Raw genomic sequence first — 25,395 nt, 5'->3', positions numbered from 1 at the left:
ATGGCCAAGCGCATCGAAGCCACCGACGTCACCGCCTACTACGGCGGGTTCAAGGCGATCGAGAACATCAGCCTGACCGTCGAGCCCAAGACCGTCACCGCCCTGATCGGCCCGTCCGGCTGCGGAAAGTCCACCTTCCTGCGGTCGATCAACCGGATGCACGAGGTGCTCCCCGGTGCCCGGGTCGAGGGCAGCCTGACCATCGACAACCAGGACATCTACGACCGGGACGTGGACGTCACCGCGGTCCGCCGGATGATCGGCATGGTCTTCCAGCGGCCCAACCCGTTCCCCACCATGAGCATCTTCGAGAACGTGGTGGCCGGCCTGCGGCTCAACGGCGTCCGGCGCAAGTCGATCCTGGAGGAGGCGGCCGAGAAGGCGCTCCGCTCGGCGAACCTGTGGGACGAGGTGAAGGACCGGCTCGGCAAGCCCGGCGCCGGCCTCTCCGGCGGTCAGCAGCAGCGGCTCTGCATCGCCCGCACCATCGCGGTCGAGCCGCAGGTGGTGCTCATGGACGAGCCCTGCTCGGCGCTGGACCCGATCTCGACGCTGGCCATCGAGGACCTGATGTTCCAGCTCAAGGACAAGTTCACCATCATCATCGTCACGCACAACATGCAGCAGGCCGCCCGGGTGTCGGACCGGACCGCCTTCTTCTCCATCGAGAAGACCGGCGACCCGGGCCGGCTCATCGAGTACGACAACACCCAGAAGATCTTCAGCAACCCGAGCCAGAAGAAGACCGAGGACTACATCACCGGCCGCTTCGGCTGAGCCGCTGCCGTCCCGGTCCGCGAGGGCCCCGGTCGATCCCGACCGGGGCCCTCGGCGTGTCCGCGTCCGGCCGCCTCAGCGCAGCGCCGCGAAGAACTGCCGGAGGTCCGCGGCCAGTAGGTCGGGCACCTGGTGGGCGGCGAAGTGCCCGCCCCGGTCGTAGGTGTGCCAGGAGACGATGTTCTTGTGGTCGCGCTCGGCCAGCATGCGGATCGACTGGAAGTCCCAGGCGAAGTTGGCCAGGCCGAGCGGCACCGTGGTCGGTTCCGGCACCGCGGTGCCCCGGCCGTTGACCTTCTGCGTCGGGTGCACCACCTCGGCGTCCTCGTAGTAGTAGCGGGCCGCCGAGGCGGCCGTGTTGGTCAGCCAGTAGATCGTCGTGTTGGTGAGCACGTGGTCGACGTCGAGCTGATCCCCCATGAGCTGGCCCAGCCAGCCGAGCAGGCCCACCGGCGAGTCGGCCAGCGCGTGCGCGACGTTCTGCGGTTCGGTCGAGTGCAGCTTGTCGTAGGCGCCCCGCCGCTGCACGAACCAGTCGGCGAAGGCCACCTTGCCCCGCTCCTCCTCGCTGAGCGCGGCCAGCTCGGCGGGTTCACCGGACGGCAGCGAGAAGACCTGGGTGACGTGCACGCCGAGCACGTGCTCCGGGTCGGCCCGGCCCACCTCCGGGGAGACGAACGCGCCGAGGTCGTTGCCGGCCGCGCCGTACCGCTCGTAGCCGAGGCGGCGCATGAGCTCGGCCCAGGCGCGGGCCACCCGGAAGCGGTTCCAGCCGCGCTCCCGGGTCGGCCCGGAGAAGCCGAAGCCCGGCACCGACGGGATGACCAGGTGGAAGGCGTCGGCCGGGTCGCCGCCGTGCGCCCGGGGGTCGGTCAGCGGACCGATCACGTCCAGCCATTCGGCGACGGTGCCCGGCCAGCCGTGGGTGAGGATCAGCGGGGTGGCGTCCGGCTCCGGCGAGCGGACGTGCAGGAAGTGGATCCGCTGCCCGTCGATCTCGGTGGTGAACTGCGGGTACGCGTTCAACCGCGCCTCCCACTCCCGCCAGTCGTACGCCGTGCGCCAACGCTCGGCCAGCCGTCGCACCCAGCTCAGCGGGACGCCGTACTCCCAGCCGGGCGGGATCGGGCCGGCGGGGGCGGCCGCGTCGGGGTCGGCGGGCAGTTCCTCGGCCCAGCGGGTGCGGGCCAGCCGGTCGGCGAGGTCGTCCAGGTCGGCCTGCGGGACGTCGATACGGAACGGGACGATCGCGGTGTTCTCAGCCATGCCCACGAGCCTAAAGATCGAATAGGAACACTCCGTTCCTAATTGGCTGGCAGAATCCGGGAAATGTTGGAGACCTCGGCGCGGCTGCTGCGCCTGCTGTCGCTGCTGCAGACGCCGCGCGACTGGACCGGCACCGAACTGGCCGAGCGCCTCGCGGTGAGCACCCGGACCGTGCGCAACGACGTGGAGCGGCTACGCGCTCTCGGCTACCCGGTGCACGGCACCCGGGGCGCCGTCGGCGGCTACCGGCTGGGCGCCGGCGCCGCCCTGCCCCCACTGCTCCTCGACGACGAGGAGGCGGTGGCCGTGGCGATCGGGCTGCGGACCGCCGCCGGCGGCAGCGTCGCCGGCATCGAGGAGACCTCGCTGCGGGCGCTGGCCAAGCTGGAGCAGGTGCTCCCCCACCGGCTGCGCCGCCGGGTCACCGCCCTGCACACGCACACCGTCCGGGTGCCGCACGACCAGCCGGGCCCGACGGTGGACGCCGAGACGCTCAGCGTGCTCAGCGCCGCCTGCCGGGACCGGGAGCGGCTGCGCTTCGACTACGTCCGGCACGACGGGACCGCGGACCGGCGGGACGTCGAACCGTACCGGCTGGTCAACTGGGGCCGGCGCTGGTACCTGGTGGCCTTCGACCCGGCGCGGGACGACTGGCGCACCTTCCGGGTGGACCGGATCAGCCCGCGTACACCGACCGGTCCCCGGTTCGCGCCCCGCGACCTGCCCGGTGACGTGGTGGACCGGGTCCGGCACGGGGTCTCGTCGGCCGCCTGGCGGCACCGGGCTACGGTCCGCGTGCACGCCCCCGCCGAGGTGGTGGCCGACCGGATCAACCCGGCCGTCGGCACCGTCGAGCCGGCCGGGGAGGCGGCCTGCCTCCTGCACACCGGCGCCGACCGGCTGGAGACCATCGCGGTCTGGATCGGCCTGCTCGACCTCGACTTCACCGTCGAAAACCCACCCGAACTGGCGGACCTGCTCCGCACCCTGGCGGCCCGCTACCTCCGCGCCGCCGGCTGAGGTCAGGAGAGGCGGAAGCGGGGTCCGTCGGCGTCGGAGAGGTCGAGGTGCGGGGTGACCGGCGTGCCGGGGTCGCGTTCCGCCGCCGCTCGGGCCACCTCGGCCAGCGGACCCGCGGCGGCCACCTCGGCCAGGGTGACAAGGGTGGGCGGGAGCATGGTCAGCTCGCCGGCCTCCGCCCGGGCCAGGGCGTCCGCCGGGCGCAGCCACAGCGTGTGGTCGGCCTCGCCGGAGACGTCCCGGGTCCGCTGCCCCTCCGGCAGCAGGGCCACGAAGAAGTACGTGTCGAAGCGGCGCGGCTCGAACTCCGGGGTGATCCACCGGCTCCACGGCAGCAGCAGGTCGGAGCGGAGGGTGAGGCCCTGCCCGGCCAGGAGGTCGGCGAAGCCGGTCCGCCGGGCCACCAGGTCCTGCCGGGCCGCCTCCCAGTCGTCCCCGCTCACGTCGCCCACCACGGTCCCGCCGTCCGGCCCGGCCAGCAGCACGCCCGCCTCCTCGAAGACCTCCCGCGCGGCGGCGCAGACCACCGCCTGTGCGGCCGCCGGGTCGAGGCGGAGCCGCTCGCCCCAGCCGGCCGGCGTCGGACCGGCCCAGTCCAGGTGGGCCTGCGAGTCGGAGCGGTCCACGCCGCCGCCGGGGAAGGCGTACATCCCGCCGAAGGCCATCGCGGCCACCCGGCGGATCAGGTACACCTCGAAGTCGGCGCCGGCCGGGCGGAGCAGCAGCACGGTGGCGGCGACCCGGGGCACGGCCGGCACGCCGCCCTCGGCGCGGAACCGGCGGGCGTGCTCCACCAGGGCGGGGGGTGCGGCGAAGCCGTCGATCGTCATGACCCGAGCCTAGTTCCCGAACAGTGGATCACCCGTCCGGCGGCGTGACGGCCACGACGGGCGGTCCCGACCGGTGGATCTTCTGCCCGGCGGCGGGGCGGCCCGGGATAGCGTGCCGGCATGACGCGTTGGGGAATCCTGGCCACCGGCCACATCGCCGCCCGCTTCGCCGAGGACCTGCGGCTGGCGCCGGGCGCCGAGCTGGTGGCGGTCGGTTCGCGTACCCGGGAGAGCGCCGAGCTGTTCGCCAGGCGGCACGACGTGCCCCGGGCGTACGCCTCCTGGGCGGAACTGGCCGCGGACCCGGACGTGGACGTCATCTACGTCGCCACCCCGCACGCCGCGCACCACGAGGCGGCCCTGACCTGCCTGGCCGGCGACAAGGCCGTGCTGGTGGAGAAGCCCTGCACGCTCGACCTGCCCACCACCACGGAGCTGGTCGAGACGGCCCGCGCGCGTGGCCTCTTCCTCATGGAGGCCATGTGGATGCGGACGAACCCGCTGATCCTGCGGGTGCTGGAGCTGATCCGGGACGGCGCGATCGGCGAGGTGACCCACGTCCGGGCGGACTTCGGGGCGGCCGGCCCGTTCCCGCCGGAGCACCGGATGCGCGCCCGCACGCTGGGCGGTGGCGCGCTGCTCGACCTCGGCGTCTACCCGCTGAGCCTGGCCCACCTCGTGCTCGGTATGCCGCAGCACGTCCAGGCCTGGGCGAAGCTGGGCCCGGAGGCGGTGGACGAGAACACCGGTATGGTCCTCGGCTGGGACTCGGGGGCCGTGGCAACGCTGAGCTGCGGGATGGTCGGCGCCACCGCGATCACCGCGTCGATCACCGGCACGACCGGCCGGATCGACCTGCCGGAGCCGTTCTACCGGCCCGGCGCCGCGGTGCTGCACCGGGCCGGCGCGGAGCCGGAGACCATCCCGGCCGACCTGACCGGCGGCGGCTACCAGCACGAGGCCATCGAGGTGCAGCGCTGCCTGGCGGCGGGGCTGATCGAGAGCCCGCTGGTGCCGCACGACACCACCCTCGAACTGATGGGTCTGGTCGACGACATCAAGGCCCGGATCGGCGTCTCCTACGCGTGAGGGGTCCCCCGCCACGGCGGGGGACCCCTCGACGTCGAGCGCCTAGAAGAACGGGCGGACCAGCAGGTACGCCAGGCAGGCGATGGCCGCGGCGGCCGGGAACGTGATGATCCAGGCGATCACGATGTTGCCGGCCACGTTCCAGCGGACCGCGGAGAGCCGCTTGGTCGCGCCGACACCCATGATCGCCGAGGTGATCGTGTGGGTGGTGGAGATCGGGGCCTTGAGCACCAGGGCGTTGAAGTAGAGCACGGCGCTGGCCACGGTCTCGGCCGCGAAGCCCTCGGGCGGGCCCAGGTCGATGATCTTCCGGCCCAGGGTGCGGATGATCCGCCAGCCGCCCGCGTAGGTGCCGGCCGCCAGCATGGTCGCCGACGTCCAGAACACCCAGCCGGGGATGTGTGTGGTGTTGTTCTGGTAGTGGCCCGTGTAGAGGGCCAGCACGATGATGCCCATGGTCTTCGCGGCGTCCTGCATGCCGTGCCCGACCGACATCGCGGCGGCGGAGAGGGTCTGCGCCCAGCGGAAGCCCCGGTTGAGCTTGCCGGGCTGCCCCTTCCGGAACAGCCAGAGGATGGCCAGCATCAGCAGGAAGCCGAGGATCAGGCCGACCACCGGTGAGAGCACCATCGGGATGATGACCTTCTCAAGGATGTTGCCCCACTGCACCACGCCGTCGGCGGAGAAGAGGGTGGCGCCGACCAGGCCGCCGAAGAGGGCGTGCGAGGAGGACGACGGCAGGCCGAAGTACCAGGTGATCAGGTTCCAGGCGATGGCGCCGAGGACGCCGGCGAAGACCACCCCAAGGCTCGACACCCCGGGCGGCAGGGTGACCAGGCCGTCGCCGACCGTCTTGGCCACCCCGGCGCCGAAGTGCGCGCCGACGAAGTTGCCGACGGCGGCCAGCGCGAGGGCGACCCGGGGTGTCAGCGCCCGGGTGGACACGCTGGTGGCGATCGCGTTCGCCGCGTCATGAAAGCCGTTCGTGTAGTCGAACGCCATGGCGGCCACGATCACCGCCAGCACGGCGATGAGTTCGGGGGTCACGGGATCAGGACTCCTTGACCGCGATGGTCTCGACGGTGTTGGCGACGTGCTCGAAGGCGTCGCAGGCGGCCTCCAGCTCGTCGGCCACCTCCTTCATCTTCAGCACCGTGAGCGCGTCGTACTCACCGCTGAAGAGGCGGACCAGCAGCATCCGGTACGCCTGGTCACCGTCGTTCTCGAGGCGGTTGCACTCGATCCAGTAGTCCTCAAGATCCTTCATCGACTTCAGCCGGGGCATCGCCTCGGCGGTCAGCTTGGCCTGCTGGTCGAGGACGTTCACAAGCTCGTGCATCTCGCGCGGCAGCGACGGCAGCTTGGTCAGGCCGTAGAGGTAGAGCAGGTTGCCGACCGCCTCCAGGTGGTCCATCACGTCGTCGAGCAGCGAGCCCAGACGGTAGATGTCCTCCCGGTCGAACGGGGTGATGAAGGTAGAGTTGATCTTCTTGTAGAGCTCGTGGGTGATCTGGTCGCTGTCGTGCTCGACCTCGGTGAGCCGCTCGCTCACCGACTGGACCTCAACGCCGGGCAGGCCCAGCTCGTTGAGCAGCTCGGTTCCCTTCACCAGGTTCTGCGCGGCCCTGGTGAAGAGCTCGTAGAAGGCGCCCTCGGTGGGACGGAAGGAAAACTTCACAGCACGGACCTCGTCGTGTCGGTGGAAGGGTGGCCGTCGCCCCGAAAGGCGTCTGCTCTGCGCATGCTAGGTACCCCGTGGAACCGGGCAACCGCCGGCCCACCCCTGGTCAGGCCCGATTCACCGCTCGTTCACCTGCTGTTCACCTTGCCCCGCGCCACCCTCGCTCCGCAGCCGGTCCCGCTCCCGGGCGATGTCGAAATCGGCAGGCGGATACCCCAGATCCAATCCGTCGAACGTCTCCCTGAGCAGGTGCGCCACCGCCCAGTCGCGGTACCACTTCCGGTCCGCCGGCACCACGAACCAGGGGGCGTCGTCCGGGCCGCACCGCTCGATCGCCTCGGCGTACGCGGCCTGGTAATCGTCCCAGTGTGCCCGGGTGTCCAGGTCGCTCGGGTTGTACTTCCAGTACTTCGTCGGGTCGGTGAGCCGCTCCATCAGCCGCTCGCCCTGCTCGGCGTACGAGATGTGCAGCATGACCTTCACCACGGTGACCGCGTTGCCGGCCAGCTCCCGCTCGAAGTCGTTGATCAGGTCGTAGCGGCCCCGCCAGGTGTGCTCGTCGACCAGGCCCTCGACCCGGGCGATGAGCACGTCCTCGTAGTGCGAGCGGTTGAAGACGCCCACGTAGCCGGGGGGCGGGAGGGCCCGGCGGATGCGCCACAGGAAGTCGTGCCGCCGCTCCTCATCGGTGGGCGGGCCGAACGAGCGGATGTGCAGGCCGAGCGGGTTCATGGCGCCGGCCACCCGCTTGACCGTGCCGTCCTTGCCGCCGCAGTCCATGGCCTGAAGCACCAGCAGCACCCGGCGCGGGCGGTCCCCGGCCAGGTGGGCGCCGGCCTGGGTGGGTGCGCTGGTCGCGCTTCCCGGGCCGGCGGCGCCCTTCGCGGAGGCGTACAGCATCTCCTGCTGCCGGCCGAGCTCCGCACCGAGCAGCTCGACCTGCCCGCGCGCCCACTCCTTGCGCCCCTTGCCGTGCCCGGCCGCCGCGGGCAGGCCCGGGGTCGACCGGGGATTCACCGCCGCCAGGTCCACCGCGCCGGGGCCGGCCCGGAGCAGTTCCCGCATCGACCCGCCCGCGGGCCGCACCACCTCGTCGCCACCGCTCATCCCCCGATCCTCACCCACCCCGCCCGCCCCCGCCTCCCGAGCGGGTGTCACGCCGGGGGGCCGCGGCGCATCCAGGGGTACGGGGAGAATGGGAACTCCGGGCGGGAGGAGCGCGACGTGCAGGAACTGGCGGCGGAGTTCGAGGCGGAACGCGGGCACCTGCTGGCGGTGGCGCAGCGGATGCTGGGCAGCCGGAGCGAGGCCGAGGACGCGGTCCAGGAGACCTGGCTGCGCTACGCGGGCGCGCTCGCGGACCCGGCCGCCCGGGCACAGGTCCGCGACCTGCGCGGCTGGCTCACCACCACCTGCTCGCGGATCTGCCTCGACGTGCTGCGCTCCGCCCGGGTGCGCCGCGAGGCGTACCCCGGCCAGTGGCTGCCGGAGCCGGTGGTGAGCGCGGCGCCCACCGCGGACGGGTTCGCCCCCGACCCGGCCGAGCGGGCGGTCCGCGCCGACCAGCTCGGCACCGCCCTGCTGGTGGTGCTGGAGCGGCTCACCCCGGAGCAGCGAGTGGCGTTCGTCCTGCACGACGTCTTCGCGGTGCCGTTCGCCACGGTCGCCGACGTGCTCGGCACCACCCCGGCGGCCGCCCGGCAGCTCGCCTCCCGGGGCCGCCGCGCGGTCACCGCGCCGGACGTCCCCCGGCACACGGCCGACCTGGCCGAGCAGCACAAGGTGCTCGCCGCGTTCGTGGCGGCGGTCGAGTCCGGGGAGCTGGACCGGCTGGTCGAGGTGCTCGCCCCGGACGTGGTGGTGATCGGCGACAGCGGCGGGCACTTCCCGGCCGCCCGCCGGCCGGTGGTCGGCGCCGAGCTGGCCGGCCGCTTCATCCTCGGCCTCTTCGGCCAGGCCGCCCGCTGGGGCGGCCCGCTGCACGCCCGGCCGGTGCTTGTCGACGGCACGCTGGGCTGGCAGGCGGAGACGGTGTTCCGGGACGGGCGGCCGCTGCGGATGGTCACCTCGTTCGCCGTGCACGAGGGGCGGATCACCGGCGTGTTCAACCAGCTCAACCCGGAGAAGGTGGCCCACCTGGGCGGTGTCGGGGCCGACGAGGACTGGCCGCCGCGGATCTGAGGCCGGCTCAGACCACCAGGGCCAGCCACTTCCGGTAGGAGGTGGCGAACGGCTCGGTGCCGTCGCCCAGCGCGCCGAGCAGCCAGCGGGCCGCGGCCTCCGCCTCGGCCACCACGTCGTCCGGGTAGGCCCAGCGGGCCCGGTGCTCGGCGAACTCGTCCTCGTCGCGCAGCTCGACCACGCCGGTCTCCCGCCGGCGCACCACGTCCAGGTCGAGGTCGACGAGGTGGACCGTCTGCTCCCCCTCCCAGCGGGCCGGGGTGGCGATGTCGCAGTAGACCTCGCTGGTGCGCGGCGGCGGGTTGAACATGCCGGTCCACCAGCCGTGCCGGGGCACCAGCAGGACGAACGGGATCTGCTCCACGGACGGCCGGCCGTGGTAGACCGACTCGGTGCCGGCCGGCACGCCGAGCCAGACACCGAGGTCGTCCTCGGCGAGCCGGCGGGCCGGGTAGTCGCGGTGGGCGCTGCCGTCGTACTTGCGGTAGATCACGCGGACCACGTCGCTCGGCATGATTGGCACCCTAACCGATTCCGGCCACGCGACGCGATCGGCAGGTAACCGGACGCGACCCGCCGGCCACGCCACGCGGCGGAGCGACCCACCCCCTGTCGGCGGCGACGGGTACGGTCGCACGGTGACCCCGCCCCGCACCGCCACCGGCCCCGCCGTTCCGAAGAAGCGCCGGGGCGGCCGGCCCGGCGGCGGCGAGCTGCTGACCGCCGCGGTCGGCGCGGTTCCCGGCGGCGCCGCCCGCCCCGGCCAGCAGCAGATGGCCGAGGCGATAGAGCGGAGCATCGCCTCCGGCGAGCACCTGCTCGTGCAGGCCGGCACCGGCACCGGCAAGTCGCTGGCCTACCTGGCCCCGGCGTTGACCGTGGACGGGCCCGTGGTGGTCTCGACGGCCACCCTGGCGTTGCAGTCCCAGCTGGTCGACCACGACCTGCCCCGGCTGGCCGACGCGGTCGAGCCGGTGCTCGGCCGCCGCCCCACCTTCGCCGTGCTCAAGGGGCGGCACCACTACCTCTGCCTGGCCCGGCTGGACAACTCGGTCGAGGAGGAGCCGGAGGACACGCTCTTCGACGCCCCGCGCCCCGGCGGCGGCACCAAGTGGCTCGGCGAGGCGGGCCGGCTGGGCAAGCAGATGCAGCGGCTGCGCGACTGGGCGGAGAAGACCGCCACCGGCGACCGCGACGAGCTGGACCCGGGCGTCGACGACCAGGTGTGGCGGAGCGCCTCGATGCCGGCCCGGGAGTGCGTGGGCGCCACCCGCTGCCCGTTCGGCCAGGAGTGCTTCGCGGAGGCGTCCCGGGCCCGGGCCCGCGAGGCGGACATCGTGGTCACCAACCACAGCCTGCTCGCCGTCGACATGCTCGCCGGCCGGCACATCGTGCCGCCGCACAAGCTGCTCGTGGTGGACGAGGCGCACGAGCTGGCCGACCGGGTCTCCTCGGCCGCCCAGGCCGAGCTGGAGCCGCAACTGATCGACCGGTCCGCCCGCCGGGCCCGGCCGCTGCTCCGTCCCGACGTGGCCGAGCGGCTCACCGAGGCCGGCGACGCGCTCGCCGTGGGGCTGGCCGAGGCGCCGGCCGGGCGGCTGACCGCCGGCCTGCCGCCCGCGCTGCGCGAGGCGTGCACCCTGCTCGACGCGGCCACCCGGGCCGCGCTGGAGTCGATCGGCGACATCAAGGCCGACGACCCGGACCCGGTGCGCAAGCAGCAGGCCAAGGCCGCGCTGGACGAGCTCTCCACCACCGCGCAGCGGCTGCTGGAGGAGGCCGACCACGACGTGGCCTGGGTGGAGAAGCCGGAGAACGGCAGCCGCCGGGCGCTCGTGGTGGCGCCGCTGTCGGTCGCCGGCACCCTCGCCACCCACCTCTACGACGAGCGCACCGTGGTCGCCACCTCGGCCACCCTGGCGCTGGGCGGCCGGTTCGACACGGTGGCCCGGGCGCTGGGGCTGGACGCGCCGCCGCCCGCCCCGCCCTCCCCGGCCGCCGCCGCGCTGGCCACCGCGGCCGCCGCCGGCCGCGCCGGCACCACGCCCCCGGTGGCGAGCACCGACGGCAGCCGGGCGGCCATCGGCACCGTGCCGGCCACCGAGGGGCCCGGCTGGACGTCGCTCGACGTCGGCTCACCCTTCGACTACGCCCGGCAGGGCATCCTGTACGTCGCCGCGCACCTGCCCCGGCCCAGCGTCTCGGGGCTGCCGGAGGCGGCCGGCGAGGAGCTGCTGGCGCTGGTCGGGGCGCTCGGTGGGCGTACCCTCGGGCTCTTCTCCTCCCGGCGGGCCGCGCAGCAGGCGGCGGAGCTGCTCCGCGCGCGCACCGACCTGCCGGTGCTGCTCCAGGGCGAGGAGGCGCTGCCGCTGCTGGTCCGCCGGTTCCGCGAGGAGCGGGAGAGCTGCCTGTTCGGGGTGATGTCGCTCTGGCAGGGGGTCGACGTGCCGGGCGACGCCTGCCAGCTCGTGGTGATCGACCGGCTGCCCTTCCCCCGGCCCGACGAGCCGCTCGCCGCGGCCCGCGCGGCGGCGGTCGACGCCGGTGGTGGCTCCGGTTTCGCGGCGGTGAGCGTGCCGATCGCCGCGGTCCGACTGGCCCAGGGCGTCGGCCGGCTGATCCGGGCCACCGGCGACCGGGGCGTGGTGGCGGTGCTCGACTCCCGGCTGGAGACCGCCCGGGGCTACGGCCCGTTCCTGCGCCGGTCGCTGCCGCCGTTCTGGTACACCACCCGCCCGGACGTGGCCCGGGGCGCGCTGGAGCGGCTCGCCAAGAGCTGACGCCCGCGCCTCCCCCGGCGGGGGCGACGCGGGCGTCCAGGGCTCGGTCGGGTCAGGGCGCCTGGGAGGCGACCACCACGGCGTCGGGCGGGGTGTCCGGCACGGTGCGCGCGGCGAGCCGGCGGACCGCGGTGTTGAGCACGGCGATCAGCGGCACCGCGACCAGCGCGCCCGCGATGCCGGCCAGCACCACTCCCGCGGCGATCCCGATGATCACGGCGAGCGGGTGGATGGCCACCGCCCGGCCCATGATCAGCGGCTGGAGCACGTGCCCCTCGACCTGCTGCACGCCGATCACCACGCCCAGGATGATCAGCGCGGTCACCGGGCCGCTGTCGACAAGCGCCACCAGCACGGCCACCACGCCGGACAGGAAGGCACCCACGATCGGGATGAACGCGCCCAGGAAGACCAGCGCGGCCAGCGGGAACGCGAACGGGATGTCGAAGATGACAAGGAAGATGCCGATGCCCACGGCGTCGATGAAGGCGACCAGCACGGTGGCCCGGACGTAGGCGCCGAGCGTCGCCCAGGAGGCCCGGCCGGCGTCGTCCACCTTCCAGCGGGCGTTCACCGGCAGCAGCCGGACCAGGAAGCGCCAGATGTTGCTGCCGTCGCGGAGGAAGAAGAAGGTCGCGAAGAGCACCAGAACGGTGCCGGTGAGCACCTCGGCCAGGGTGGCCGCCGTGTTGAGCGCCCCGCTGGTGAACTTCTCCGTGTTGCCGTTGATCCAGCTCTGCGCCTCGTCGATGTAGCGGTTGAGCTGGCCGTCGGAGAGGTGCAGCGGCCCGGTCTTGAGCCAGTCCTGGATCTGCCGGACGCCCTGCGACGACTTCTCGCTCAGCTCCGGCACGCCCTGGATGAACTCGTTCACCACCAGGGTCAGCGTGCCGATCACCGCGGCCAGGCCGCCGACCAGCACCACGCCGGTGGCCAGCGACCGGGGCAGGCGCGCCTTGAGCAGCCAGCCGACCGCCGGGGCGAGCAGCGCGGAGAGCAGCAGCGCGACCGCCAGCGGGATGATCACGATGCGGATCGTGCCGACGATCTTGAGCAGCGACCAGGTGACGATGCCCACCACGATGAGCCGCCAGCACCAGGCCGCGGCGATCCGCAGCGCGTGCGGCACCTCCACGTCGTCCCGGCTGGTGGTCGTGGCGTGCATGGGGGCCGGCGGCTCCGCGCCCACCACGGTCGCCGTCGGAGGCGCGGTCGGGCCGGGCGACGAGGGCGAGGCCAGGCCCGACTCCTCCGCCGACCGGTCCGGGTCGGGCCGGCGGACCCGCGCCGACTCGCGGCCGGACTCGTACGCGCGGCGGAGCCGTCCACGCATCCGCTCGAAGCGGCTCAAGCGCACCTCCCGCAAACTGGTCCGGCCCCGAGGCAAGGGGACAGGATACGTCCGTCCGCCCCACCCTAGGGCGACTGCGCCACACATTGCCCCCGTGCCGCCCCGTCCAACCACGCCGGGACCCGTCACCGGGCACGCGGTAGCGTCTTCGCGTGACCGCCGACCAGGACCTCGACACCGGCATTCCGATCCGCCTGCTGCACGACCGCGTGCTGGTGCGTACCGAGAACGGCGAGGGGGAACGCCGCTCCACCGCCGGCATCGTCATCCCGGCCACCGCGGCGGTCGGCAAGCGGCTGGCCTGGGCCACCGCGGTGGGCGTCGGCCCGCACGTCCGCTCCATCGTCTCCGGCGACCGGGTGCTGTTCGACCCGGACGACCGCTCCGAGGTCGAACTGCACGGCCGGGCGTACGTCCTGCTGCGCGAGCGGGACGTGCACGCCGTGGCGGCCGAGCGCGTGGAGAACGTGCCGACCGGCTCGACCGGCCTCTACCTGTAGGCGCCGCCCCGTCGCGGGCGCCGTTTGCACCGCTGCCCGGCGGGAAGCCCCAGGCACGACAGCGCCCTGGGGAGGGATCATGCCGGTAGTCATCAAGAAGATACTTGCCTGGGGATTCCTCGCGTTCCTGATCTACTTCATGGCGTTCCGGCCGGACGGCGCGGCCCAGCTGTTCAAGGGGATCGGGGCGGCCCTCATGGCCATCGCCCAGGGCCTCGGCGACTTCCTCACCGGGCTGATGACCTGACGCGCCGGCCCCGGGGGCGGTCCGCTCAGGCGTGCGGGCCCCAGGGGGCGGCGGGGCGGTGGCCGTAGCCGCCGGGCGGGCCGTAGGGGTGTGGGAAGGTGGGCGGCGGCGGGGCCAGCACCACCGGGATCGGCACCACCGGCTCGTCCGGGGCCTCGACGGCGCGCTGCGACCCGTCCGGGAACCGCAGGTGGTAGCGCTGCCCGTCCCAGACCCCGACCGGCGCCTGCGGATCACGGCCCACGAAGAACGCCCGGTACGCCCCGATCGCGTCCAGCAGCTCCCGTTCCTCCCGCGCCGTCCGGTGCCGTTCGGCGGGCTTGCGGTCCAGCCCCCGGCGCATCCCGTCGCGCAGCAGCGCCAGCCGGGTGGCGGCGAACTGGTAGCCGCGCATCGCCCGCACCCCGCCGTCACCGGCCACCCGACGGGCCCAGGTGCGGGCGGCGTGCCGCCGGCCGAGGCTGCCCAGCGCGGCCACCTCGGGCGGGGTGAGCCAGCCGGCCCGGACGTAGTCGGGCAGGGTGCGCTCGGTGAGCCGCCCCTCCCAGGCGCGCAGCCAGACGGCCAGCCCCACCATGCCGAAGAAGATCGGCACCATCACGCCGATGTAGCCGTAGAGCGCGATCAGCGGCTGCCCGGTGGCGGCGGCCAGCGACGGCAGCAGGTTCCAGGTGCCGTGCAGCATCATGGCGACCAGCAGGCCGGCGATCGGGGCCAGGAAACGCACCCGCCGGTCGGCGGTGCGCGCGGCGACCCCCAGCCCCACGCCGGTCATCGAGGTGAACAGCGGGTGGGCGAAGCCGAAGAGCAGGATCCGCACGATGAAGATGGCGATGACCTGACGCGCGCCGGTGGCCGGCCCGTACTCCTCGACGCCGGTGCGGTAGCCGTAACCGCCCAGGTAGAGGATGTTCTCCACCATGGCGAAGCCGACCGCGGAGAGCCCGCAGTAGACCAGGCCGTCGGTAACCCCGGAGAACTCCCGGCGGCGGAAGATCAGCAGCAGCAGCGGGCCGGCCGCCTTGGTCAGTTCCTCGATGAACGGGGCGACCAGCACGGCGGTCAGCGCCGCCGGCAGCCCCCAGTCCTTGAACAGCCGGGCACCGGTCTCGTTGACCAGCAGCGAGATGGCGGTGGAGACGAACGCGCCCCAGGCGAAGCAGAAGATCAGGTACTTCAGCGGCTCGGGCTCGTAGCGGTCGAGCCACAGGAAGCAGGAGACCAGCACCGGCACCGGCAGGATCGCCGCGATCACGCCGACCAGAAGCGCCTCCGCGCCGAGGCTCTCGCCCAGGGTGAAGACCATGAAGAGCGCACCGGCGGCGATCAGCAGCACCACCCCGGCCAGCGCCAGGAACCGCCGCCAGCCGAGCCGGCGCAGCGGCATCCGGGGAGCCGGCGACCCCGACGGGACGGCGGGCGCGGTCGGCGGCGGCGGCAGGGCTCCGCCGGGCGGGGTGACGGCCATGCGGTCAGCGTAGTCACCCGCGACCCACTGGTCCGGCCGCATCGCGGCCGCTATGCTCCGGGACAGGTCACGAGTGCCAGCGTCAAGCCCCGGCTTGCTGGCCGGCAACCCTCGTCGAGTTCGCGGTGGGGTGCCCCGGGTGATGACCGGGCCCAGCCCGAACCGCGTGCTGGGCAAGCGCGGACCCCGTCCCGGTGCCCACCCACCCGGGGTCCCCTGGACCCGGGAGGATCCGGCATGACCGTCACCCTCGTACCCTCGCTGCCCACGCTGTCCACTCCGAGCCGGCCGGACCCGCTCGGCGTGCTCGGCGTACCGGGGGAGATCAACCTCGACCACGCGGCCAGCGCGCCGTGTGCGCGGGCCGCGGCCGACGCGGTGACCGAGCTGCTGCCCTGGTACGCGAGCGTCCACCGCGGCGCCGGCGCGCTGTCGCGGCGCTGCACGCTGGCCTACGAGCGGGCCCGGCAGACGGTCGGCGACTTCCTCGGCGCCCGCCCCGACGACCATGTGATCTTCACCCGGAACACCACGGACGCGCTGAACCTGCTGGCCCGGGCGCTGCCCGCCGGCACCACGGTGGTCACCTTCGCCGGCGAGCACCACGCCAACCTGCTCCCCTGGCCGCGCGGCTCGGTGCGGCTCCCGGTGCCGGACAGCCCGGGCGGCGCGGTCCGCTCCCTCGATGCCGCGCTGGCCGAGCTGTCCCGCGACGCCCGGCCGGGGCTGCCGGTGCTGGTCGCGGTGACCGGCGCGAGCAACGTGACCGGGGAACGCTGGCCGGTGGCCGAGCTGGCCCGGGTGGCCCGCCGGCACGGCGCCCGCATCCTCGTGGACGCCGCCCAGCTCGCCCCGCACGCCCCGGTGGACCTGGCCGCGCTGGACGTCGACTACCTGGCCCTCTCCGGCCACAAGCTGTACGCCCCCTTCGGCGCGGGCGTGCTGGTGGGGCGGGCGGACTGGCTGGACGCGGCGCCGCCGTACCTGGCCGGCGGCGGGGCCACCAGCCACGTCGGGGCGGGCACCCACGAGGTGCGCTGGGCCACCGGCCCGGCCCGGCACGAGGGCGGCACGCCGAACCTGCTCGGCGCGGTGGCCCTGGCGGCGGTCTGCGCCGCGCTGGCCGACGCGGACCGGGACGCGCTGCACGCCCGCGAGCAGGCGCTGCTGGCCCGGCTCCGGGAGGGCGTCGCCGCCCTGCCGCACGTGGTGGAGCTGCGCACCTTCGGGCCGGACGCGCCCCGGGTGGGCATCGTCAGCTTCGTGGTCGCCGGTCGGGACTCCGCCGAGGTGGCCGCCCAGCTGGCGACCGCGCACCGGATCGGCGTCCGGGACGGCCTCTTCTGCGCCCACCCGCTCGCCCGCCGCCTGCTCACCGAGGCGGCCACCCGCAGCGGCCGCGGTGACCTGCCCCCCACCGCCCTCCGCGCCAGCCTCGGCCTGGGCACCACCGAGTCCGACGTCGACCTCCTCCTGACCGCCCTGGCCACCCTCCCCTGACCGCCCGGGCGCCGGCCCCCGGGCTCAGCCGACCGGGGGTGCGGTGGGGGGTTTGGGGGCGGGGCTCTGTTCGGTCGTCTCGCCGGAGCGCTGCTCGCGGTCGCCGAACGCCTGGCGGACCAGGCGGTTCGCCTCCTCCTGGTCGATGCCGGAGGCCACCATGAGGTCACTCGCCGTGGTCCGCACCTGGGCGATCACCACGCTGCCGGAGAAGCCCACCCCCTCGGCGTACGCCCGCCCGGCCTCGCTGACCGCGCGCAGCGACCGCTCCCGGGCCTTCTCCGGCTCCTCCCCGGCGGCGAACTCGTGGCGCAGCAGGCGTACGGACTCGGCCAGGTGGGCGATCGAGTCGGGCATCGTCCCGGGGACGGGCTCCTCGTCCTCGATGATGGTCACCGAGCGGCGGATCAGCGTGCCGCTGTTGCGCATCGCCCGGTCGATCGGGTCGGCCGCCTCGGCGTAGTGGGTCAACTCGTCCCGCCGGTGCCAGCGGGCCGGGGAGATGGTGATGGTCTCCTTGGCCCCCTCGATGGCCTCCGACAGCGCGGCCAGTTCCTCCTTGTTCTCCCGGAGCCGGAACAGCGCCCGCTGGGCGGCGCCCCGGTCGCGGTTGCGCAGCGCCTCGGCGCAGACGTCGAGCTGCGCGGCGAGCAGGTCCAGCGCGGGCCGGGCCGCCCGGTTGATCACGCGGAGCGGGTTGAGCGGCAGCAGGATCGCGGTGACCACCAACGCGATGCCGCCGCCGATGAAGGCGTCGACGAAGCGAGGTATCTCCAGGTTCTGCGTCGACGGGCTGAGCGTGACGATCAGCACCGCGGTGGCCGCCGCCTGGATCACGATGGCCACGCTCGCCCCGGCGAACACGGTCAGCAGGATCGCCGCGGTGACCACCAGGCCGAGCTGCCAGGCGCCGGTGCCCAGGAAGTAGATCAGCAGGTCGCCCACGAAGACCCCGACCGCCACCCCGATGATCAGCTCGACGGTCCGGCGGAACCGCTGGCCGACCGAGGCGGCCAGGGTGCCGACCGCCGAGATGGGCGCGAACACCGGCTGCGGATTCTTCAGCACCACGTGGGAGATCAGGTAGGCCAGCCCGGCCGCGAGACCCGCCTGGACGGCCAGGCCGGTTGCCGTACGCACCCGGTGCAGCCGGTCGTGCAGGGTGGCCTTGCCGCGGTGCCGGAGCTGCTCCATGGCCTCGGAGACCCGCGGCCCGTCGACGTCGACCAGTCCCTCGCGCAACGCCTTCCGGCGTACGAACGGCGGTCGTCGGTCCCGGGCCACGGCCATGGCCGGGACTACCCGTCCCGCCCCCGGTGAATCCTCCCGACCGGCGGGGTGGGGCAGACTCCACCGGGTGGACGAGCTGATGGAACGGTGGCGGGACGCGGCCCGGTCGGCGGGCGCGACCGACCCGGCCGGCGTCGAACGGGCCGGGGCCCGGCTGCTGGCCGCCTGGCGGGAGCCGCACCGGCACTACCACACGGTGACCCACCTGCGGGCGGTGCTCGACGTGGTCGACGCGTACGCCGGGTCGGCCCGCCGCCCGGACCTGGTCAGGCTGGCGGCGTGGTGCCACGACGCGGTCTACGACCCCCGGGCCGGCGGCGACGCCAACGAGCGGGCCAGCGCCGAGCTGGCCGGGGAACTGCTCACCGCCGCCGGGCTGCCGGCCGCGGCGGTGACCGGGGTACGCCGCCTGGTGCTGCTCACCGCCGGCCACGCGGTCGGGCCGGACGACCCGGACGGCGCCCTGCTGTGCGACGCCGACCTCGCGGTCCTGGCCGCCCCGCCCGCCGACTACGACCGCTACGCCGCCGCCGTCCGCCGCGAGTACGCGCACGTCCCCGACCCGGGGTTCCGCGCCGGCCGCGCCGCCGTCCTGACCGGCCTGCTGGCCCTGCCCGCCCTCTACCGGCTCCCCGAGCCGCACGCCCGCTGGGAGTCCCCCGCCCGCGCCAACCTCACCCGGGAACTCGCGACCCTGCGCTGAGCCCGGCGTCCCGTGCCGCCGGCCGGGCCGGGGCGGGGATCGTGCGGGGTTTGGGCCGGCGCAGGCCGGCGGCGCGGAGCAGGAGGACGATCTCGCGGGAGGGCACCAGCCGGGCGCCCAGCCAGACGGCCATCGGGACGCGTTCGGCCGGGACGTCGTAGTGGTCGCGGTCGAAGCCGCGCCGGGGCACGCCCAGCGCCTCGGCGAAGGCGTGCAGCTCCGCGTACGAGACGTCGCTGATCAGGTGCGACCACAGCCGCCCCCGTGAGGGCACCGCGGGCGGGTCCAGGTAGAGCATGGCGACCAACGGTACGCCCGGTTGGTCAACCCCGCCGGCACGACCTAGCCTTCCCGGCATGGCCGCCCATCCCCTCCTCGACGAGCTGCGGACCGCCCTCGGCGACGCCGCCGTGCTGACCGACCCCGACCTGCTGGCGATGCACGCGCGGGACGAGGCCGACCTGTGCGCGGCGGGCAACCCGCTGGTCGTGGTCCGCCCGCGCGACACCGCGGAGGTCGTGGCGGTGGTCCGCGCGGCCGGCCGGCACGGCGTACCCGTGGTGCCGCAGGGGGCGCGGACCGGGCTCGCCGGCGCGGCGAACGCCGTGGACGGCGCGCTGGTGCTGAGCACCGTGGCGATGGACCGGATCCTGGAGGTCGACCCGGTCAGCCGGATCGCCGTCGCGCAGCCCGGCGTGGTCAACGCGACGCTCGGCGCGGCGGTCCGCGAGCACGGCCTCTGGTATCCGCCGGACCCCGGCTCCTGGGAGTCGTCCACCATCGGCGGCAACGTGGCCACCAACGCCGGCGGCATGTGCTGCGTGAAGTACGGCGTGACCACCGAGTACGTGCTCGGGCTGGAGGTGGTGCTCGCCTCCGGTGAGGTGCTGCGGACCGGCCGGCGCACCGCCAAGGGCGTCGCCGGGTACGACCTGACCCGCCTCTTCGTCGGCTCGGAGGGCACCCTCGGGGTGATCACCGAGGTGACGGTGGCGCTGCGGCCGGCGCCCGAGGAGTCGCTCACCCTCGTCGCGGTCTTCCCCACCACCGCGGCGGCCGGCACCGCGGTCGCCGGGATCGCCGAACGCGGGCTCACCCCGAGCCTGCTCGAACTGCTGGACCGGACCCACCTGCGGGCCATCGAGGCGTACCGGCCCATGGGGCTGCGCACCGACGCGCAGGCGCTGCTGCTGGCGGCGGTGGACACCGGCTCCCGGGCGGCCGACGACCTGGCGCGGCTCGCCGAGGTGTGCACGGCGGCCGGGGCCGACGAGGTCTACGCGGCCACCGACGCGGCCGAGGCCGCCGCCCTGCTCCAGGCCCGGCGGCTGGCCCACCCGGCCATGGAGAGGTTCGCCGCGGAGTCCTTCCCCGGCGGCAACGGCGGCCTGGTCATCGACGACGTGGCGGTGCCGCGGGGCGCGCTGGCGGCGCTGCTCGACGGGGTGGCCCGGATCGCCGAGGAGTGCGCCGTGCCGATCGGCGTGGTCGGGCACGCCGGAGACGGCAACATGCACCCGAACATCGTGGTCGACCGGGCCGACCCGGCCAGCCTGGAACGCGGGCGGCGGGCCTTCGACGAGATCATGCGGCTCGGGCTGGACCTCGGCGGCACCTGCACCGGCGAGCACGGCGTCGGCCTGCTCAAGCGGGACTGGCTGGCCCGGGAGATCGGCCCCGTGGGCGTGCGGGTGCACCAGGCGATCCGGGCCGCGCTGGACCCGGCGGGGCTGTTCAACCCCGGCAAGGTGTGCTGACGCTCAGCCCTTGTCCTCGGCCGGGGTGGCCTGGGTGATCAGCAGCAGCACCTGGTAGGCCACCGGCGGCTTCGGCTCGCCCGGGCAGTCCTGCGTGGTGATGGTCAGCCCCGGCGGGATCAACAGCGTCGAGGTCAGCGCGTCGATGCAGCCCTGCTTGTAGTGCCGGGCCTCGTCGGTCTCCTTCGCCAGGGCCGGGTCGGCGAGCATTTGCTGCAACCGCTGCGTCTGCTCGGGGGTGAGCGCCCCGGTGGAGTCGACCCCGTCGCCCGCGCAGTCGCGGCACTGCCAGCGCCCGGTGGGGTCGACCTCCAGCGTGCGCGGCGGGCTGTCCGGGCCGAGTTGCTGCACCAGGGAGACCCGCCGACCGACCGGGGTCGGCGAGACGGCGCCCGCCCCGTCCGGTGTGGTGGCGCCCTCGGCCCGGCCGAAGAGCGAGCAGCCGGTGAGCGCGGTCGCCAGCAGGACGCCGAGGGACAAAGCAGGGACGCACGACCAGGATGGGCGAACCACGCGGGGAAACCTACACTTCCGTAGGTAAGGCCGGTACCCTCCGGAACGACGTTACCGACGGGTCACCGGGAAGACGGAAGTTCGGCGCTGTCGCCGTCGGTGCCCCGGTCCGCCGCGAAGCCGCGGACGTCCGGCGCGCCCAGCCGGGCCGCGTCGGCCGCGACATCGTCCACCATCAGCTGCGACTGCCGCTCCGCCTCCACCCGGGCCCGGTAGTGGGCCACCTCGCGGGCGCGGGTCTCCTCGTCCCAGCCGAGCACCGCGCCCATCAGCTCCGCGGCGTGCTCCGCCGACTCCAGGCCGCGGTGGCTGGTCTCGATGGAGATCCGGGTACGCCGGGTGAGCACGTCCTCCAGGTGCAGCGCCCCCTCGGCGCGGGCCGCGTACGTCACCTCGGCGGCCAGGTATTCCGGGGCGCCGGCCAGCGGGGAGCCGAGCAGCGGGTCGGCGTCGACCAGGGCCAGCAGGTCGAGGGTGAGCGTGCCGTAGCGCTCCAGCAGGTGCTCGACCACCCCGACCGGCACCCCGTGCCGGCGGGCCAGGTCGGCCCGGTCCCGCCACATGGCCGCGTACCCGTCGGCGCCGAGCAGCGGCAGGTCGGCGGTGCGCGACGGCCGGGTCCAGCCGAGCCGGTGCACCGCACGGTCGACCACGTCCGAGGCCATCACCCGGTACGTCGTGTACTTGCCGCCGGCCACCAGGAGCAGCCCGAGCATCGGCTCGATGACGGCGTGTTCCCGGGAGAGCTTGGAGGTGGAGTCCGCCTCGCCGGCCAGCAGCGGGCGCAGCCCGGCGTAGACGCCCTCGATGTCGTCGGTGGTGAGCGGGCGGTCCAGCACCGCGTTGACCTGCTCCAGCAGGTAGTCGATGTCCTTGGCGGTGGCCGCCGGGTGGGACCGGTCCAGCCGCCAGTCGGTGTCGGTGGTGCCGATGATCCAGTGACCGCCCCACGGGATGACGAAGAGCACGCTGCTGGCGGTGCGCAGGATCAGCCCGGTCTCGCCGGTGATCGCCGAGCGGGGCACCACCAGGTGCACGCCCTTGGAGGCCCGGACCCGGAAGCCGGGGCGCAGCCCGACGTCGTTGAGCATCCGGGACATGTCGTCGCTCCACACGCCGGTCGCGGCGATCACCGTGCGGGCGCGTACCTCGAACTCGGCGTCCGGCGAGCCGGCGGGGGCCTCCAGGTCGCGGACCCGGACCCCGGTGACCTCCCGGGCCTGCCGGATCAGGCCGACCGCGCGGGCGCTGGTCACCACGGTCGCACCGAGGCTGGCGGCGGTGCGGGCCAGGGTCACCACGAGGCGGGCGTCGTCGACCTGCCCGTCGTAGTAGCGGATCGCCCCGGCCAGCTTGTCCGGACGCAGGCTCGGGAAGATCCGGCGCGCGCCCTCCCGGCTCAGGTGCCGGTGCAGCGGCATGCCGCGCCCGCCGCCGAACACGCCGGCGAAGACGTCGTACGCGGCCACCCCGGCGCCGTAGTAGGAGCGGCGGAAGAACCGGCCGGGCAGGTCGCGCACCCCGCCCTCGGCGGGGAGCGGCACGAGGATCGGCACCGGGCGCACCAGGTGCGGGGCGAGCCGGGTGGCGAGCAGCCCGCGCTCGGTCAGCGCCTCGTGCACCAGGTGGAACTCCAGCTGCTCCAGGTAGCGCAGGCCGCCGTGGATCAGCTTGCTGGACCGGCTGGAGGTGCCGGCGGCGTAGTCGCGCGCCTCCACGAGGGCCACCTTCAGGCCACGGGAGGCGGCGTCGAGCGCGGCGCCCGCCCCGGTCACGCCACCGCCGATGACCAGCACGTCGAACCGCTCGGCGCGGAGTCGGCGCAGGTCGTCGGCGCGGCGCTCCACGGAGAGCTGACCGGCCACGGATCGGGACACGTTGGGGTCGCGCACGTGTCCACCGTAACCGGCCCCGCACTCCGGCGGCACGCCCCTGCCGGGCCGTACGGTGAGTGCCATGCAGGTCGGCCCGCCCACCGCTCCCGTCCCCCCGCCCCGTCCCGCCCGCCGCGACACCGGCCCGTGGCCGGTGGTCGCCGCGGCGGCCACCGGGGTCTGGGCCGTGCTGGTCGCGGTCCTGGGCCAGGTCGCCGGCTGGGTGGTCGACCAGATCGTGCTGGTCGCCGGCCTGGACCGCGCGGTGGCCGTCTGGCCGGTGGTCGCGCTGGTCACCGTGCTGCTGGTGGGCGCGCCCACGCTGGCGCTCGCGCTGATCCCCCGCTCCCCCGCGATCCGGGCGACCGGCCGCGCCTGGCTGGCCGGCACGCTGACGCTCGGCGCGCTGACCCTGCTCCGGGCGCTGCCGCCGGTGCACCACGAGGCGTACCTGGCCGCGCTGGCCGCGACCGCCGTGCTGCTCGCCCTGGCCCTCGACCGGATCGCCCGCCGCCGGTCCGCCCCGCCGGCCCCGCCCGGCGCGCCGGGCGGTCCGAGCGACGGTACGGCCGGCGGCGGGCGGTTGGGGCCGGTGACGCTGCTCGCGGTCGCCGCCGGGCTGGCCTCGCTGCTGCCCTGGGTCTGGGTGGGCGCGCTTGGCGGGGCGTCGGAGACCCTGCTCGCCGGGCTGGCCGCCGCCGCGCTCGGCGCGCTCGCCGGGGTGCTTCTCGGCTCCGCGTTCTGGGCCGCGTTCGCGGTGGGCACGCCGCCCCGGCCGGCCCGGCTGGTGCTGGTCGGCGGGCTGGTCGCCGGGGTGACCCTGGCGCTGCTGGGCGCCGGGGCCGGCCAGTCCGGGGCGCAACTGCCGGCGCTGCTCCTGCTGCCGCCGCTCGGCTTCGTGCTGGGCGCGCTGGAGGCCGCGGCCCGGCACGCCGGCCGGCCGGCCGGGCGCGGGCCGGTGCGCTGGCTGGTCGGCCTCGCGCTGGTCGGGCCGCTGGCGTTCACCGACCCGGAGGAGGTCACCGTCCTGCTGGCGACCACCCGCGACGTCCCGTTCTGGGTCGCGGTCGCCACCGGCGCCGCGTTCGCCGTCGCGGTCCTGCTCGCCGTCGGGTACGGCGTGCTGCTCGCCCGGTCCCGCGCCCGCGCCCCCCGGCGCGGCCTGGCCGGCCTGACCGCCGCGGCCCTGCTCGCCGCCGTGGTGGTGGTCTACGCGGTCCCCGGCCAGCCCGGCCTGCACGGGGAACGGCTGCTGGTGGTGCTCCGCGAGCAGGCCGACCTGACCGGCATCCCGGCCGGGGCGCCCGGTCGGGCCGGCCGGGACGCCCGGGCGGCCGAGGTCTACCGGCGGCTGGTCGCCACGGCCGAGCGGACGCAGGGCGACCTACGCCGCGAGCTGGGCCGTCTGCGCCTGCACCCGACGCCGTACTACCTGGTCAATGCCATCGAGACGGACGGCGGGCCGGCGGTCCGGGCCTGGCTCGCGGGTCGTCCGGAGGTGGCCCGGGTGCTGGTCAGCCAGCGGCTGCGCCCGCTGCCCGCGGCGGCGCCCCCGGCCCGGGGCACCGTGCCGGCGCCGACCGGTCCGACCTGGAACGTCTCGCTGATCGGCGCGGACCGGGTCTGGTCGGAGCTGGGCGTCACGGGCGCCGGCGTGGTGGTGGGCAGCTCGGACTCCGGGGTGGACGGCCGGCACCCGGCGCTGGCCGCGGGTTTCCGGGGCGGCGACGACTCCTGGTACGACCCCTGGGAGCACCGCCGGACGCCGGCCGACCGGGGCGGCCACGGCACCCACACGGTGGGCAGCGCGGTGGGCCGGAACGGGATCGGGGTGGCCCCCGGCGCGAGCTGGGTCGGCTGCGTCAACCTGGACCGCAACCTGGGCAGCCCGGCCCGCTACCTCGACTGCCTCCAGTTCATGCTGGCCCCGTTCCCGCCCGGCGGGGATCCGCTCACCGACGGTCGGCCGCAACGGGCGCCGGACGTGCTGACCAACTCGTGGGGCTGCCCGTCGGTGGAGGGCTGCGACCCGGGGGCGTTGCGCCCGGCGACCGCCGCGCTGGCCGCGGCCGGCATCCTGGTGGTGGCCGCCGCCGGCAACACCGGCCCGTACTGCGGCTCCATCGCCGACCCGCCGGCGCCGTACCCGGACGTGCTCACGGTCGGTGCGGTCGACCGGGCCCGCCAGCTCACCCGGTTCTCCAGCCGGGGGCCGGCGGCCGGGGGCGCCGCGAAGCCCGATGTGGTGGCGCCGGGCGCCGGGGTGCCGTCGGCGTACCCCGGGGGCGGCTACGCGACCCTGGACGGCACCTCGATGGCGACGCCGCAGGTGGCCGGGGTGGTGGCGCTCATGTGGTCGGCCAACCCGGCGCTCGTCGGCGACCTGGACCGCACCCGCCGCATCCTGGCCGACACGGCCACCCCGGCCGGGTCGCCCGCCGACGCGCCGTGCGGCGGCGCGCGGAACCTGGTCGGCGCCGGCCTGGTCGACGCGTACGCGGCGGTCCGCGCTGCGCGGGGCCTCGGTTAACAACCCTGTCCATTGACCGGCGGATGGCCTAGGGTCGG

Annotated in this window: 23 protein-coding genes and 1 riboswitch; of the genes, 11 read left to right on the top strand and 12 right to left on the bottom strand. The window is 75.0% G+C overall.

Translation table 11 applies throughout. The features are described 5' to 3' along the window. Positions 1–777: a phosphate ABC transporter ATP-binding protein PstB gene (pstB, locus tag NLX85_RS11140; protein ID WP_091317434.1), complete on the top strand. Its 777-nt coding sequence runs from the start codon at positions 1–3 to the stop codon at positions 775–777. 75 nt (positions 778–852) lie between these two features. Here the strand turns inward: pstB and NLX85_RS11135 are convergent, their stop codons facing one another. Beyond that, positions 853–2,043, bottom strand: coding sequence for an epoxide hydrolase family protein (locus NLX85_RS11135; RefSeq protein ID WP_254334295.1), 1,191 nt, complete (start codon positions 2,041–2,043; stop codon positions 853–855). A 63-nt stretch (positions 2,044–2,106) separates the two neighbouring features. On the opposite strand from NLX85_RS11135, the gene NLX85_RS11130 reads away from it, so the two are divergent. Then, complete coding sequence (locus NLX85_RS11130) at positions 2,107–3,063, top strand: YafY family protein (RefSeq protein WP_254334293.1); 957 nt, start codon at positions 2,107–2,109, stop codon at positions 3,061–3,063. Positions 3,064–3,065: 2 nt separating this feature from the next. Here NLX85_RS11130 and NLX85_RS11125 read toward each other — a convergent pair whose 3' ends face one another. Further along, entirely contained in the window at positions 3,066–3,893 is an 828-nt protein-coding gene (locus NLX85_RS11125) for an NUDIX domain-containing protein (RefSeq protein ID WP_254334291.1), read from the bottom strand. Between the two features lie 120 nt (positions 3,894–4,013). Between NLX85_RS11125 and NLX85_RS11120 the strand changes: the two genes are divergently transcribed. Continuing rightward, a complete protein-coding gene (locus NLX85_RS11120; protein ID WP_254334289.1) occupies positions 4,014–4,982 on the top strand; it encodes a Gfo/Idh/MocA family protein in 969 nt (322 codons plus the stop codon). Positions 4,983–5,024: 42 nt separating this feature from the next. On the opposite strand, the gene NLX85_RS11115 is transcribed toward NLX85_RS11120, so the two are convergent. The 3 genes from NLX85_RS11115 to NLX85_RS11105 form a co-directional block, all read right to left on the bottom strand. Beyond that, positions 5,025–6,029 (bottom strand): inorganic phosphate transporter, encoded by a 1,005-nt coding sequence (locus NLX85_RS11115; protein ID WP_254334287.1) that lies wholly within the window; start codon positions 6,027–6,029, stop codon positions 5,025–5,027. Between the two features lie 4 nt (positions 6,030–6,033). Next, on the bottom strand, positions 6,034–6,660 hold the full coding sequence (locus NLX85_RS11110) for a DUF47 domain-containing protein (RefSeq protein ID WP_107075747.1): 627 nt from the start codon (positions 6,658–6,660) through the stop codon (positions 6,034–6,036). Between the two features lie 120 nt (positions 6,661–6,780). Then, the gene (locus NLX85_RS11105) at positions 6,781–7,770 is read right to left on the bottom strand and encodes a PPK2 family polyphosphate kinase (RefSeq protein WP_254334285.1); all 990 of its coding nucleotides are present in this window, start codon (positions 7,768–7,770) and stop codon (positions 6,781–6,783) included. 117 nt (positions 7,771–7,887) lie between these two features. Here NLX85_RS11105 and sigJ point away from each other — a divergent pair, with 117 nt between their 5' ends. Continuing rightward, positions 7,888–8,844, top strand: a complete 957-nt coding sequence (sigJ, locus tag NLX85_RS11100) for an RNA polymerase sigma factor SigJ (protein ID WP_254334284.1) — start codon at positions 7,888–7,890, stop codon at positions 8,842–8,844. Positions 8,845–8,851: 7 nt separating this feature from the next. Here sigJ and NLX85_RS11095 read toward each other — a convergent pair whose 3' ends face one another. Beyond that, positions 8,852–9,358 carry a DUF402 domain-containing protein gene (locus NLX85_RS11095; RefSeq protein WP_254334282.1) on the bottom strand — a complete coding sequence of 169 codons (507 nt, stop codon included), beginning with the start codon at positions 9,356–9,358 and terminating at the stop codon, positions 8,852–8,854. A gap of 124 nt (positions 9,359–9,482) precedes the next feature. Here NLX85_RS11095 and NLX85_RS11090 point away from each other — a divergent pair, with 124 nt between their 5' ends. Then, on the top strand, positions 9,483–11,624 hold the full coding sequence (locus NLX85_RS11090) for an ATP-dependent DNA helicase (RefSeq protein WP_254334280.1): 2,142 nt from the start codon (positions 9,483–9,485) through the stop codon (positions 11,622–11,624). A 52-nt stretch (positions 11,625–11,676) separates the two neighbouring features. Here the strand turns inward: NLX85_RS11090 and NLX85_RS11085 are convergent, their stop codons facing one another. After that, the gene (locus NLX85_RS11085) at positions 11,677–12,957 is read right to left on the bottom strand and encodes an AI-2E family transporter (RefSeq protein ID WP_374628088.1); all 1,281 of its coding nucleotides are present in this window, start codon (positions 12,955–12,957) and stop codon (positions 11,677–11,679) included. A gap of 170 nt (positions 12,958–13,127) precedes the next feature. Between NLX85_RS11085 and NLX85_RS11080 the strand changes: the two genes are divergently transcribed. Further along, complete coding sequence (locus NLX85_RS11080; RefSeq protein WP_254334276.1) at positions 13,128–13,475, top strand: co-chaperone GroES; 348 nt, start codon at positions 13,128–13,130, stop codon at positions 13,473–13,475. Positions 13,476–13,554: 79 nt separating this feature from the next. Next, on the top strand, positions 13,555–13,722 hold the full coding sequence (locus NLX85_RS11075; RefSeq protein WP_167544578.1) for a hypothetical protein: 168 nt from the start codon (positions 13,555–13,557) through the stop codon (positions 13,720–13,722). Between the two features lie 25 nt (positions 13,723–13,747). Here the strand turns inward: NLX85_RS11075 and NLX85_RS11070 are convergent, their stop codons facing one another. Next, a complete protein-coding gene (locus tag NLX85_RS11070; RefSeq protein WP_254334274.1) occupies positions 13,748–15,232 on the bottom strand; it encodes a PrsW family intramembrane metalloprotease in 1,485 nt (494 codons plus the stop codon). 23 nt (positions 15,233–15,255) lie between these two features. Then, positions 15,256–15,376, top strand: a riboswitch (SAM riboswitch). Positions 15,377–15,427: 51 nt separating this feature from the next. Here NLX85_RS11070 and NLX85_RS11065 point away from each other — a divergent pair. Continuing rightward, positions 15,428–16,690 carry an aminotransferase class V-fold PLP-dependent enzyme gene (locus NLX85_RS11065; protein WP_254334273.1) on the top strand — a complete coding sequence of 421 codons (1,263 nt, stop codon included), beginning with the start codon at positions 15,428–15,430 and terminating at the stop codon, positions 16,688–16,690. Positions 16,691–16,714: 24 nt separating this feature from the next. On the opposite strand, the gene NLX85_RS11060 is transcribed toward NLX85_RS11065, so the two are convergent. Next, positions 16,715–17,974: an aromatic acid exporter family protein gene (locus tag NLX85_RS11060; protein ID WP_254335518.1), complete on the bottom strand. Its 1,260-nt coding sequence runs from the start codon at positions 17,972–17,974 to the stop codon at positions 16,715–16,717. A gap of 73 nt (positions 17,975–18,047) precedes the next feature. On the opposite strand from NLX85_RS11060, the gene NLX85_RS11055 reads away from it, so the two are divergent. Continuing rightward, the gene (locus NLX85_RS11055; protein WP_254334271.1) at positions 18,048–18,683 is read left to right on the top strand and encodes a metal-dependent phosphohydrolase; all 636 of its coding nucleotides are present in this window, start codon (positions 18,048–18,050) and stop codon (positions 18,681–18,683) included. Here NLX85_RS11055 and NLX85_RS11050 read toward each other — a convergent pair. Continuing rightward, positions 18,655–18,981 carry a DUF4031 domain-containing protein gene (locus tag NLX85_RS11050; protein WP_254334269.1) on the bottom strand — a complete coding sequence of 109 codons (327 nt, stop codon included), beginning with the start codon at positions 18,979–18,981 and terminating at the stop codon, positions 18,655–18,657. The genes NLX85_RS11055 and NLX85_RS11050 overlap by 29 nt on opposite strands. Positions 18,982–19,039: 58 nt before the next feature. Here NLX85_RS11050 and NLX85_RS11045 point away from each other — a divergent pair, with 58 nt between their 5' ends. Continuing rightward, positions 19,040–20,440, top strand: a complete 1,401-nt coding sequence (locus NLX85_RS11045) for an FAD-binding oxidoreductase (protein ID WP_254334267.1) — start codon at positions 19,040–19,042, stop codon at positions 20,438–20,440. Positions 20,441–20,443: 3 nt separating this feature from the next. Here NLX85_RS11045 and NLX85_RS11040 read toward each other — a convergent pair whose 3' ends face one another. Both NLX85_RS11040 and NLX85_RS11035 read right to left on the bottom strand, forming a co-directional pair. Continuing rightward, a complete protein-coding gene (locus NLX85_RS11040; protein ID WP_254334260.1) occupies positions 20,444–20,953 on the bottom strand; it encodes a hypothetical protein in 510 nt (169 codons plus the stop codon). Positions 20,954–21,015: 62 nt separating this feature from the next. After that, a complete protein-coding gene (locus NLX85_RS11035; protein WP_254335517.1) occupies positions 21,016–22,830 on the bottom strand; it encodes a glycerol-3-phosphate dehydrogenase/oxidase in 1,815 nt (604 codons plus the stop codon). A 79-nt stretch (positions 22,831–22,909) separates the two neighbouring features. Between NLX85_RS11035 and NLX85_RS11030 the strand changes: the two genes are divergently transcribed. Then, positions 22,910–25,357: a S8 family serine peptidase gene (locus tag NLX85_RS11030; protein WP_254334258.1), complete on the top strand. Its 2,448-nt coding sequence runs from the start codon at positions 22,910–22,912 to the stop codon at positions 25,355–25,357. Positions 25,358–25,395 lie beyond the last annotated feature (38 nt).

Source organism: Micromonospora sp. A3M-1-15, from assembly GCF_024213425.1.
In the GTDB taxonomy this organism is placed as follows: Bacteria; Actinomycetota; Actinomycetes; order Mycobacteriales; family Micromonosporaceae; genus Micromonospora; species Micromonospora chersina.
This window is presented reverse-complemented; position numbering and strand designations above follow the sequence as displayed.

Excerpts from the sequence above, each read along its gene's own strand:
- NLX85_RS11125 (WP_254334291.1), bottom strand. The coding sequence starts at position 3,893 with ATGACGATCGACGGCTTCGCCGCACCCCCCGCCCTGGTGGAGCACGCC.
- NLX85_RS11120 (WP_254334289.1), top strand. The coding sequence starts at position 4,014 with ATGACGCGTTGGGGAATCCTGGCCACCGGCCACATCGCCGCCCGCTTC.
- NLX85_RS11135 (WP_254334295.1), bottom strand. The coding sequence starts at position 2,043 with ATGGCTGAGAACACCGCGATCGTCCCGTTCCGTATCGACGTCCCGCAG.
- NLX85_RS11075 (WP_167544578.1), top strand. The coding sequence starts at position 13,555 with ATGCCGGTAGTCATCAAGAAGATACTTGCCTGGGGATTCCTCGCGTTC.
- pstB (WP_091317434.1), top strand. The coding sequence starts at position 1 with ATGGCCAAGCGCATCGAAGCCACCGACGTCACCGCCTACTACGGCGGG.
- NLX85_RS11085 (WP_374628088.1), bottom strand. The coding sequence starts at position 12,957 with ATGCGTGGACGGCTCCGCCGCGCGTACGAGTCCGGCCGCGAGTCGGCG.
- NLX85_RS11030 (WP_254334258.1), top strand. The coding sequence starts at position 22,910 with ATGCAGGTCGGCCCGCCCACCGCTCCCGTCCCCCCGCCCCGTCCCGCC.
- NLX85_RS11105 (WP_254334285.1), bottom strand. The coding sequence starts at position 7,770 with ATGAGCGGTGGCGACGAGGTGGTGCGGCCCGCGGGCGGGTCGATGCGG.
- NLX85_RS11095 (WP_254334282.1), bottom strand. The coding sequence starts at position 9,358 with ATGCCGAGCGACGTGGTCCGCGTGATCTACCGCAAGTACGACGGCAGC.
- NLX85_RS11070 (WP_254334274.1), bottom strand. The coding sequence starts at position 15,232 with ATGCGGCCGGACCAGTGGGTCGCGGGTGACTACGCTGACCGCATGGCC.
- NLX85_RS11065 (WP_254334273.1), top strand. The coding sequence starts at position 15,428 with ATGACCGTCACCCTCGTACCCTCGCTGCCCACGCTGTCCACTCCGAGC.
- NLX85_RS11050 (WP_254334269.1), bottom strand. The coding sequence starts at position 18,981 with ATGCTCTACCTGGACCCGCCCGCGGTGCCCTCACGGGGGCGGCTGTGG.
- NLX85_RS11130 (WP_254334293.1), top strand. The coding sequence starts at position 2,107 with ATGTTGGAGACCTCGGCGCGGCTGCTGCGCCTGCTGTCGCTGCTGCAG.
- NLX85_RS11045 (WP_254334267.1), top strand. The coding sequence starts at position 19,040 with ATGGCCGCCCATCCCCTCCTCGACGAGCTGCGGACCGCCCTCGGCGAC.